Origin of the sequence: uncultured Agitococcus sp. (assembly GCF_937920075.1) — a bacterium.
Classification (GTDB): domain Bacteria; phylum Pseudomonadota; class Gammaproteobacteria; order Pseudomonadales; family Moraxellaceae; genus Agitococcus.
Map to the genome: position 1 here is coordinate 1 of NZ_CALETI010000291.1, position 10,771 is coordinate 10,771.

At 42.4% G+C, this 10,771-nt stretch carries 9 protein-coding genes; 8 read left to right on the plus strand and 1 reads right to left on the minus strand.

What is annotated here, in order from left to right; genetic code table 11:
- From polA to Q0212_RS10165, 8 genes are all read left to right on the plus strand, one after another.
- A partial coding sequence (gene polA, locus Q0212_RS10130) for a DNA polymerase I (protein WP_297925057.1) occupies positions 1-1,235 on the plus strand: 1,235 nt, incomplete at its 5' end.
- A gap of 189 nt (positions 1,236-1,424) precedes the next feature.
- The gene (locus Q0212_RS10135; RefSeq protein WP_297925059.1) at positions 1,425-2,759 is read left to right on the plus strand and encodes a hypothetical protein; all 1,335 of its coding nucleotides are present in this window, start codon (positions 1,425-1,427) and stop codon (positions 2,757-2,759) included.
- Positions 2,756-4,216 (plus strand): DUF5691 domain-containing protein, encoded by a 1,461-nt coding sequence (locus tag Q0212_RS10140; protein WP_297925061.1) that lies wholly within the window; start codon positions 2,756-2,758, stop codon positions 4,214-4,216. The genes Q0212_RS10135 and Q0212_RS10140 overlap by 4 nt, the downstream gene beginning before the upstream one ends.
- Positions 4,217-4,315: 99 nt before the next feature.
- Complete coding sequence (locus Q0212_RS10145; protein WP_297925063.1) at positions 4,316-5,395, plus strand: AAA family ATPase; 1,080 nt, start codon at positions 4,316-4,318, stop codon at positions 5,393-5,395.
- A 17-nt stretch (positions 5,396-5,412) separates the two neighbouring features.
- On the plus strand, positions 5,413-6,399 hold the full coding sequence (gene rhuM / locus Q0212_RS10150) for a virulence protein RhuM/Fic/DOC family protein (RefSeq protein ID WP_297925065.1): 987 nt from the start codon (positions 5,413-5,415) through the stop codon (positions 6,397-6,399).
- Positions 6,396-8,651: a DUF5682 family protein gene (locus Q0212_RS10155; protein ID WP_297925068.1), complete on the plus strand. Its 2,256-nt coding sequence runs from the start codon at positions 6,396-6,398 to the stop codon at positions 8,649-8,651. The genes rhuM and Q0212_RS10155 overlap by 4 nt, the downstream gene beginning before the upstream one ends.
- Entirely contained in the window at positions 8,648-9,136 is a 489-nt protein-coding gene (locus Q0212_RS10160) for a L,D-transpeptidase family protein (protein ID WP_297925070.1), read from the plus strand. The genes Q0212_RS10155 and Q0212_RS10160 overlap by 4 nt, the downstream gene beginning before the upstream one ends.
- Positions 9,133-10,311: a VWA domain-containing protein gene (locus Q0212_RS10165; protein ID WP_297925072.1), complete on the plus strand. Its 1,179-nt coding sequence runs from the start codon at positions 9,133-9,135 to the stop codon at positions 10,309-10,311. Before Q0212_RS10160 ends, Q0212_RS10165 begins: the two co-directional genes overlap by 4 nt.
- On the opposite strand, the gene Q0212_RS10170 is transcribed toward Q0212_RS10165, so the two are convergent.
- On the minus strand, positions 10,308-10,771 hold a 464-nt coding region (locus tag Q0212_RS10170; RefSeq protein WP_297925074.1), incomplete at its 5' end, for a hypothetical protein. The two genes, Q0212_RS10165 and Q0212_RS10170, sit on opposite strands and share 4 nt — an antisense overlap.

The window sequence follows — 10,771 nt, forward strand, 5'->3', positions numbered from 1 at the left end:
TATTGGCTGAGCCATCACTCAATCGTTTATTGCACGATATCGAAATGCCTGTTGCACCGATTTTGCAACAGATGGAAGCGCGTGGCACCTTATTAGACTTTGCCCAACTGCAAAAACTCAGTCAGCAAATGGGTGAACGTTTAACTGAACTTGAAAAACAAGCGCACGACATTGCAGGCACAGTGTTTAACTTAGCCTCCCCAAAACAATTAGGTGAAATTTTATTTGATAAATTAGGTTTAGAAGGAGGCAAAAAAACCGCGACAGGCCAATATGCAACTGGCGAAAATATCTTAGAGCAGTTAGAACATCCTTTAGCTAAAGTCATTTTAGAACATCGCAGTTTAAGTAAATTAAAAGGCACTTATACGGATACTCTGCCGAAAATGGCTAATCCCGTTAGCAAACGTATTCATACCTCGTATCATCAGGCAGTCACTGCCACAGGTCGTTTGTCATCGTCAGACCCTAATTTGCAAAACATTCCTATTCGTAGTGCTGAGGGTCGCCAAATTCGCCAAGCCTTTATTGCCGCAGACGGCTATCAATTAGTGGCTGCCGACTACTCGCAAATTGAATTACGCCTAATGGCACATTTAAGCCAAGATGAACGTTTATTACACGCGTTTAGCATGGGCGAAGACATTCACAAAGCCACTGCTGCCGAAGTATTTGGCATTCCTCTCAATGAAGTCAGCAACGAGCAACGCCGCAACGCCAAAGCCATTAACTTTGGTTTGTTATATGGCATGTCAGCCTTTGGTTTAGCTAAACAAATCAATGCCTCACGTAGCGAAGCCCAAGCCTATATTGATTTATATTTTAATCGTTATACAGGCGTTAAACGTTATATGGACAATATTCGTCATCAAGCGGGTGACAAAGGTTTTGTCGAAACCTTGTTTGGTCGCAAATTACCGATGCGTGATATTCATTCTAAAAACCCGAGCATTCGCCAAGCGGCAGAACGCGCTGCCATTAATGCACCGTTACAAGGCTCGGCAGCAGACATTATTAAATTAGCCATGATTGCCGTTGATGCTCAACTCAAACTGCAACAATTAGACGCTTATTTGTTATTACAAGTTCATGACGAATTGGTGCTAGAAGTCAAAAATGAGCATGTAGAACGCGTCAAAGCCATGTTGCCGATTGCCATGAGTGGTGTAGCCAATTTAGCTGTACCGTTATTGGTTGAAGTGGGTGTAGGCAAAAATTGGGACGAGGCGCATTAATTTTTATAAAATGCGAAGGTCTATTTTAAATGAATGGCTTATTATTGAAATATGCCATTCTCATCTTTTAACAACACATATTGTTGATAAGACACAAACTGTCGTTCACACCCTCATAATATCTTGTTTGCTACCGTGTTTATGCTATTTTACACTTAAAATTTTTACCATAAACAAGGAACTGTCACTGTGGATATGCCACAAATTACGCCCGAACAAGCTTTACAATATGCGCCTGATGATAGCTCGCTTAAAGCCGCAAAAAAACTAGCACCTGCTAATCAATGGCAACAACTTCATCTGCATCAAACCGATGACCAGTTAGCGATTTTATGGGGAGAAATTAGAGGCAGTGCCTTATATCAAAGTGCCATTTTATTGGCTGATAAATTTGTTTTTCATTGTAATTGTCCAAGCTTTAAACGCCCTTGTAAGCACAGTTTAGCCTTACTGATTTGTTATGCTCAAAGCCAAAATTTGTTTAAAACACAACAAGCTACCCCTGATTGGCTAAACAAACATATTGAAAAACATCAAACTAGCCAAGCCAAAAAACAAGAGAAAGCAGCTGCTCCGGCTAAAGTCGTTGATGAGGCAGCCCAAGCTAAACGTGCTGCCGCTCGTGAACAAAAAGTCAATGCGGCTACGGCTGAATTGCAACAATGGTTGGTTGATTTATTACGAACGGGTTTAGCACAAGCAAAAACCCTGAGTTATAGCCATTTTGAGCGCATCAAAAGCCGTTTAGTGGATGGCCAAGCCAGTGGTTTAGTGAGCATGGTTGAAGATTTACAATCTGCTCTTGCCCATCAAGATTGGCAACAACGTGCGGCGGTGCAAGTGGGTAAAATTCAATTAATTTTGGCAGCTTATCAACGCATTGAGCAATTACCCACTCCGTTACAAGCAGATGTTCGTAGCATCATTGGTTGGACTACCGCTCAAGAGCAAGTATTAGCCAATAGCGAAGTGGCTCAAGACTGGCTAATTGTGGGTAATCGTGAGTTGGAAGGTGTGAATGGTTTGCGTTATCGCCGACAATGGTTGTGGCATAAGCAACAAAATAAGGCCGCATTAGTGCTTCAGTTTGCGGCTGGTTTTCAACCGCTAGCCCCTGCATGGCCAAACAAACATCTGTTTAGTGCCGAAGTAGCTTGGTATCCCAGTGCATGGCCACAACGGATTGTCATTAAAAGCCAAACGCCACTGCAATTGGCCAGCACAACAACCATAGGTTTTAGCCATATTGAGCAAGCCTTAGAACATCAAGCACAAGCCCTCGCCCACAATCCATTTTTAGCGATTTTTCCAATGTTATTACAACAAGTTGTGCCGCATTATGATAATGGTCAACTATGGTTAATTGATCAACAACAACACGCTCTACCCTTCCAAGTTTTAAACAAAACATGGCCATTATTAGCGTTGTCAGCAGGACATCCGATTTGTGTGTTTGGCGAATGGGATGGTTATGTGTTAACAGGACTCAGTGCATGGACTGAAAACGAGGTGATTTCTTTATGAGCGCATGGCAACAACTGCAAGTCGCGGCCTTATTAGGCACACAAAAAAACAGCCCAAGCCCTCAATGGCCAACAGAACTTGCGCCATTGATGAGTCAATTCAGCGAAAATAGCTTACTTAATCAATTAGCTGCGCTGAGTGCTTATCAACGTTGTGCTTTTAGTGCCATTACTATGGCCAATCCCACTCCATCATCTCCCGAAAGCTTAGCAGCAAGCACTAGACAACAACAAAAATGGCTTAGTTATTTATTAAGCTATGATGGGCTAGATTATTTATTAGATTGGTTAAACCTCGCCAGCAAAAAACAAGTCGCTTTTCCTGCCGCTCAATTACCCGAACTATTAGACATTGGTTATAAACACAAAAAACTGCGTTTAGCGATTTGCCAAGTTTCTGGTCAACGTGGTGCTTGGTTGGCTGAACGTAATACCGATTGGCAATGGTTACAAGGGGGGCAAATCTCGCTTGAGAATGAGCAATTAAGTGACTATTGGCATACCGCCTCTGCGGCCAGTCGAGAGTTATTATTTGAGCGTTTACGTTTGGCTAACCCTGCGCAAGCACGTGATTTTTTACAACAAGTCTGGCGTGAAGAAGCGGCTACCACGCGCAAATTATTACTAGAAAAATTTTCGGCTAATTTAAGCGTTGAAGATCACGATTTTTTAGAAAGTTGTTTGGATGATCGTAGTCGGGTTGTTAACGAACAAACCGTTGAATTATTAGCGCGTTTACAAGGCTCTTTATTACAACAGCGTTTACAACACACACTTAGCCAACATCTGACACTCAAAAAGGGCTTAATTCATAAAAGCTTGCAGATTGAAGCTATTGAACAAGTGACTGATGTGTTGGAGCGTGATGGGCTAAATCCAAAAGCAGCCGATATTAAAAATGGCTTGGGTGAAAAAGCCCAATGGTTGCGAGATGTGATTGCTGGGGTGTCTTTAGATTGGCTATCTCACCATTATGAGTTACAAGCAGAAGCATTCATTCATGCGGCATTAAAAACTGACTGGGCAGAAGCCTTATTAACAGGGCTAAGCACAGCTGCGATTCGCCAAAAACACAACGTTTGGCTCAAAGCCTTACTCGATGTTGATAGCAAAAAATTGGCTTTGCCACGTTTTCGTTTATTTGATGCTCTATCAATCGCTGATAAAGAGTCTTGGTTATTGGCACATGCTGCACAAAGCAAAAAAGAACTCGAAAGAGGCTCGGTATTTATTCAATTTTTTTATCAAAGCCAACCGTGGTTATGGACTCATTATTTTACTATTGCAGTCATGGATGTTTATCAACAACAACTAAAACTACAACAATCGAATAATCAATTAGGCCATTATTTAGCACGTTATGGCGATGCGCAATTAGCACAAAAAGCCAATCAATATCCTACTCAAATTATTAATACATGGTTGATGCGGATGGAGATTGAGCAGGCGTTTTCTTAGCAGCTTGACGACATTTATTGTCGTTATATCACTCAGGCTACTAGCCAAAACCAACACAACAATACATCATTCAACAATCAAATCTAAGGAAAAGCCAACATGACTAACGTACTCCGCCAACGTGCCGAACACCAATTTTTACACGAACTCGATGCCCTTGCTGCTCAAGACCATAAAACTAAACCGCCGCAATGGAAACTATCTCCTCAAGCTGTCGTCACTTATTTATTGGGTGGCAAACTAGATAATGGCGTTGAAATTACCCCCAAATACATTGGTAATCGTCGTTTAATGGAAATTGCCGTTGCTACCTTAGCCACTGACCGTGCTTTATTGTTATTAGGTGTACCCGGTACAGCAAAATCTTGGGTGTCTGAGCATTTGGCTGCCGCGATTAGTGGTGACAGTAGTTTGTTGGTACAAGGCACCGCAGGCACTAGCGAAGAGTCGTTGCGTTATGGTTGGAACTACGCCATGTTATTGGCCAAAGGGCCTAGTGCGGAAGCTTTAGTGCCTAGCCCGATGCTTAACGCGATGAAGGACGGAAAAATTGCCCGTGTTGAAGAGTTAACGCGTATTCCTGCTGATGTCCAAGATACCTTAATTACCCTGTTATCCGAAAAAACCTTACCTGTTCCCGAATTGGGCAGCGACTTTCAAGCGATTAAAGGCTTTAACGTGATTGCGACTGCCAACAATCGTGACAAAGGCGTTAACGAATTATCCTCTGCGCTTAAACGCCGTTTTAATACCGTGATTTTGCCTGTGCCAGATAATTTAGAAGAAGAAATTAGCATTGTACAAAATCGTGTTGCTTCGTTGGGCAAAGTGTTAGAGCTTCCAGACAGTCCACCTGCCATTGAGCAAATTCGTCGTGTGGTGACGGTGTTTAGAGAGTTACGTTCTGGCGTAACCGAAGACAAAAAAGCGCAACTTAAAATGCCCAGTGGCACACTCAGTACCGCTGAAGCAATCTCGGTGATGAGTAATGGCTGGGCATTAGCTTCGCATTTTGGTGATGGCTTAATGACCGCTCATGACGTGGCAGCTGGGTTAATGGGGGCGGTGTTAAAAGACCCTGTGCAAGACCGTGTACCTTGGCAAGAATATTTAGAAACAGTCATGAAAGAGCGTGATGGCTGGAAGGATTTATACAGAGCGTGTAAGGCATTGGATTAGTTTTTAGGAAGAATCGTATGAGTGATATTGCCATCTATACCAACAGCTCTGGCCATGTTGAAGTCACCATTGAGCAAGACAGTGTTTGGCTTAACCTCAATCAATTAAGCCTGTTATTTCAACGAGATAAATCTGTTATTTCCAGACATATTCGTAATATATTTATTGAGCATGAATTAGAGCGGGTTTCAGTTGTTGCAAATTTTGCAACAACTGCTAATGATGGCAAAAATTATCAAGTTGAACATTTTAATCTTGATGTGATTATTTCTATTGGCTATCGTGTCAAATCACAAGAAGGTGTACGTTTTCGCCAGTGGGCAACACGTTTATTAAAACAACACTTAACGCAAGGCTACACACTCAATCAGCAACGATTACAAGAAAACAGTCATGCCTTAGAAGCAGCACTACGCTTGGTAAAGCGCACCGCCGAAAGCCAAGCCTTAACCCTTGAGACTGGTCGAGGACTTGTTGATATTATTACCCGTTACACCCACACTTTTTTATGGCTACAACGTTACGATGAAGGATTATTGAGCGAACCTACAGGCATAATCGGTGGTCAACTTGCGCCCTTAGATGTCGCTCGTCATGCCATTTCTGTATTAAAAAGCAACTTAATTGCTAAAGACGAAGCTAGTCCCTTGTTTGGCATTGAACGTGATGAGGGGTTAGCGGCTATTTGGGGCAATCTAGAACAAAGCATTTTTGGCGAAGCGGCCTATCCTAGCATTGAAGCGAAAGCGGCTCATTTATTGTATTTTATCATCAAAAATCATCCGCTTACCGATGGCAACAAACGCACGGCTGCTTTTTTATTTGTCGATTTTTTACATCGTAATCAACGTCTATTTGATGAAAATGGCTCACCGATTATTAACGATATTGGCTTGGCGGCTTTAGCGTTATTAGTAGCCGAATCGCGGCCTGATGATAAAGATATTTTGATTAAACTTATCATGACTATGCTATCGACTGCTACTTTGAGAACAACACCATGATTCATTTATTGGGGATTCGCCATCATGGGCCGGGGTCGGCACGGAGTGTACTCAGTGCGCTAAATGCCTTGCAACCTGATTTAATTTTGTTGGAAGGCCCACTCGAAGCAGAAGCCATTTTACCCTTTGCCAATCACCCTGATATGCAAGCGCCTGTCGCGGTATTGGTTTATGGCAATGTTGCCGAAGAAAACGAACCTCGTGCTTCATTTTTTCCTTTTGCCGAATTTTCGCCCGAATGGCAAGCCATTCAATATGGTTTAAGACAACAAATCCCTTTACGATTCATTGATTTACCACAAGCCTATAACCTTGCAGATAACTGGCTTGCTCCTGCTTCACCCACTCCCTCAGAGGATGTCTCTCCCTCTGAAAGTGGTGAAGTTAGGCGCGATATGATTGATCCCATTGGTTTATTGGCACAAGCCGCAGGCTATTATGACAGTGAACGTTTTTGGGAGCATTTAGTCGAACAACGTCCTCATGTGGGTGAGGTCTTTCAAGCCATACATGAAGCCATGTCGGCGATTCGTGAGCAAGTGATTGACGATGGCAGCCCGCGCCAACAACGTGAAGCCTGCCGCGAAGCCTATATGCGTCAATGTTTGCGTCAAGCCGAAAAAGACGGTTATCAACAAATTGTCGTGGTGTGTGGGGCATGGCATACCCCTGCCCTTGTTGAGCTAAAAACCACTAAAAAAACCGATACCGCCCTGTTAAAAACCCTCAATAAAATCAAAACGCAAGCCGCATGGATTCCGTGGACACATAGCCGTTTATTAACCAGCAGTGGTTATGGTGCGGGCATCGAATCACCTGCTTGGTATCAACATTTATGGACACACTATCAACAAAGCCCGATTGATGCCGAAAAAATCAGTATCAGTTGGTTGGCCAAATTTGCGCAAGAGCTACGCGCACAAGGCTTAGATGCCTCTAGCGCACAATTAATTGATGCCGCACGTTTAATTGCTTCTTTAGCAGCGTTGCGTGGTCGAGAGCTACCCGATTTAGACGATTTAAACGAAGCCATTGTCAGCATTTTGCATCATGGCAATGCTTTACCCAGCCAATTAGCCCAAAAAATGTTGGTCGGTGAGGTGTTGGGCTCTGTGCCTGATGATGTGCCTAGCCTGCCGATTCAACAAGATTTTTTAAAACTGTGTAAAAGTCTGCGCTTAAAACAAGAGGCCGACAGCAAAGCCTTAGAACTAGATTTACGTAAAGACTTAGACCTTGCCCGTAGCCAATTTTTGCATCGCTTAAATTTATTAGGCATTACATGGGGCAATTATCAAGGAGGTGGCGGTCGTGGCAGTTTTAAAGAAAATTGGATCTTACAATGGCAACCCGAACTCAGCCTAAAACTTTTAGAAACGGCGGTTTGGGGACAAAGCATTCAAGAGGCGACGGATAATTATATTCAACACCAACTGATTCATGAGCAACACATTGCTAAAGTTGCACAATTAATGCAGTCGGTGTTATTGGCCGATTTAGCCCAAACCATGCCTGCGCTGATTCGTCATATTATGAATTTATCCGCACAGAGCAGCGATATTAGCCACCTGATTGATGCCCTTGAGCCATTAGCTAATACATGGCGTTATAGTGATGTGCGCAAAACCGATAGCCAAGCGGTGGGTGATGTGGTGAAAAGTTTTGTCACCCGTATTTGTATTGGCTTGCTCCCTGCCTGTAATAGCTTAAATGATGATGCCGCCGAACAACGTTTAACTGAGCTAAAAACCATTGACCGCGTGTTACAGCGTTTAGAAAAAACTTCTTTGACGCAAGCATGGCATCAGACCGTGCTTAAACTAACGACTATGGCTAATTTGCATGGTTTGATAGCGGGTTGGTGTTGTCGTATTGCCCAAAATTATGAGTTATTAAGCGCAGAACAAGCGGCTGAACGCTTTGCCTTAGCTTTATCTCAGGCCAATAATCCAGAACAAGCGGCACATTGGTTTGCAGGCTTTTTAACCGATCAAGGTTTAAGTTTGTTGCATGATGAAGCCTTATGGCAACTGGTTGACTCATGGCTGGTACATCTTTCTGAAGACCATTTTGTGCAATTATTACCGTTATTACGCCGCACCATTGCCACCTTTAGCCATCCTGAACGCCAACAAATTGCCGCTAAAGTCGGTGGTCAACAACAGCAGCAACAACGCCAACAAACCCTGAATAACCAGCGAGGACAATTAGTGTTGCCTGTGTTAGCGCAAATTTTTGGAGTTCGTTTATGAGCAAGTGCTGGCGTTATTTATTTGGGCTTAGTGTGCTGATGTTTTGCCAAATAACACATGCAGATATTGATTTGGTTAAAGTGGTTAAATCACAACGACAAATGTGGCTATTAGAACAAGGCAAAATTATTAAACAATACACGATTGCGTTGGGCGCTAACCCTGTTGGCCACAAACAACAAGAAGGTGACGAACGCACACCAGAAGGTCGATATATTTTAGATTATCGTAATCCTAACAGTGGTTATTTTAAATCTTTGCACGTTTCTTACCCCAATAAACAAGACCTTGCCAACGCTAAAGCCAAAGGTGTTGATGCAGGTGGCATGATTATGATTCATGGTCAACGAAACGGTTTTGGATGGGCAGCAAAACTAACTCAATTAAAAGATTGGACAAATGGCTGTATTGCTTTAAACAACCAAGATATGCAAGAAGTTTGGGATTTAGTGAAAATTGGCACACCCATTGAGATTTTACCATGAGCCAAGAACAACAACGCCGCTGGCGTTTATTATTAGGCAATATGCCGCAATTAACCCCCGAATTAAATGCCCGTGATTTAGGCATGGATGCTGCCCTCGCCGCGTTATATAACCAAGGAGACGAAGGTGAAGAGCAAGGGTTTGCCAGCAGCCAAAAGTCAAAACAACGCCAAGCAGGTTTGGGGGGTTCTGCGCCCAAAGTCAGTCGTTGGTTGGGTGATATTAGGCAATATTTTCCCTCCTCAGTGGTCAGAGTGTTGCAAAAAGATGCTTATCAGCGACTAAACCTAGAACAAATGTTGCTTGAACCAGAAATGCTACAAGCGGTTGAACCTGATGTACATTTAGTCAGTACGTTGATTAGTCTTAATCATTTAATGCCTGCTAAAACCAAAGAAACTGCACGGCTCGTGGTGCGTAAGGTAGTCGATGAATTAGAGCGGCGTTTGGCAGGTAAAATGCAACAAGCCGTGACAGGTAGCCTCAATCGAGCCAATCGCACACGTCGGCCAAAACGCGCCCAAGATATAGATTGGGCAAGAACCATTCGTGCTAATTTACAGCACTATTTACCCGAACATAACACCATTATTCCGCAAAATTTAGTAGGTTATGGCCGACATCGGCAATCGGTTAAAGACATTATTTTGTGCATCGACCAAAGTGGCTCAATGGCGAGTTCGGTGGTTTATGCCAGTTTGTTTGGGGCGGTGTTAGCCTCCATTAAAGCCGTTAGCACACAATTAGTGGTGTTTGATACAGCGGTGGTCGATTTAACGCCCATGCTAGATGACCCTGTTGATGTGTTGTTTGGTACACAATTGGGCGGTGGTACGGACATTAATAAAGCCCTTGCTTATTGCCAAGGTTTGATTCGTTGGCCTGAAGATACTATTTTGGTATTAATTAGTGATTTATACGAGGGTGGCAATAACACAGAGCTGCTCAAACGTACGGCGAGCTTGATGGGTAGTGGTGTGCAAATGATTAGTTTGTTGGCGTTGGCGGATGATGGTGCACCATGTTTTGATGCGCATAATGCCGCTCAATTTACCGCTTTAGGTTCACCCACTTTTGCCTGTACACCCGATTTATTTCCCGATTTAATGGCAGCTGCACTCAATAAACAAGATGTTGGCGTTTGGGCTGCTCAAAATGACATTGTGAAGCACTAAGGATTATTTAATAATTGCTGACGTTGTTGTTCTAAGTCAGCAATTTTTTGTAATAATTCTAATGGTTCAATATTAGGATTTAATTGTTTTTCAAGAGCTAGACGTAATTGATAAGCCTCTAATAAATCTTCTATTGCTTGCAACGATTTTGATGACAAATTATATAGCTGCAAAGCAGTTTTTATAATATCATCTGACAAATTAATACTTCCATCAATATATTTAATTTTTAATTTAAACTCTAATAAATTTCTATTTATAATAAATTTATCTCCAAGAGCTTTTGGTGTACTCCCTATTAACTCACATTGTTTACTAGCCAACATGATTGCTTGTTGATAGTATTTTTCAACTTTTTCATAAGATTTTAAAACATCAAAAACCTTAGCTATTTTAGATAAAATTATCATCATATCTCTGATGTTTTTTGGATTATTTATATCACCATCAAATATACTCT

Bases quoted from the DNA above. Each gene is read 5' to 3' on its own strand.
- Q0212_RS10145 (WP_297925063.1), top strand. From the start codon at position 4,316: ATGACTAACGTACTCCGCCAACGTGCCGAACACCAATTTTTACACGAA.
- rhuM (WP_297925065.1), top strand. From the start codon at position 5,413: ATGAGTGATATTGCCATCTATACCAACAGCTCTGGCCATGTTGAAGTC.
- Q0212_RS10155 (WP_297925068.1), top strand. From the start codon at position 6,396: ATGATTCATTTATTGGGGATTCGCCATCATGGGCCGGGGTCGGCACGG.
- Q0212_RS10165 (WP_297925072.1), top strand. From the start codon at position 9,133: ATGAGCCAAGAACAACAACGCCGCTGGCGTTTATTATTAGGCAATATG.
- Q0212_RS10160 (WP_297925070.1), top strand. From the start codon at position 8,648: ATGAGCAAGTGCTGGCGTTATTTATTTGGGCTTAGTGTGCTGATGTTT.
- Q0212_RS10140 (WP_297925061.1), top strand. From the start codon at position 2,756: ATGAGCGCATGGCAACAACTGCAAGTCGCGGCCTTATTAGGCACACAA.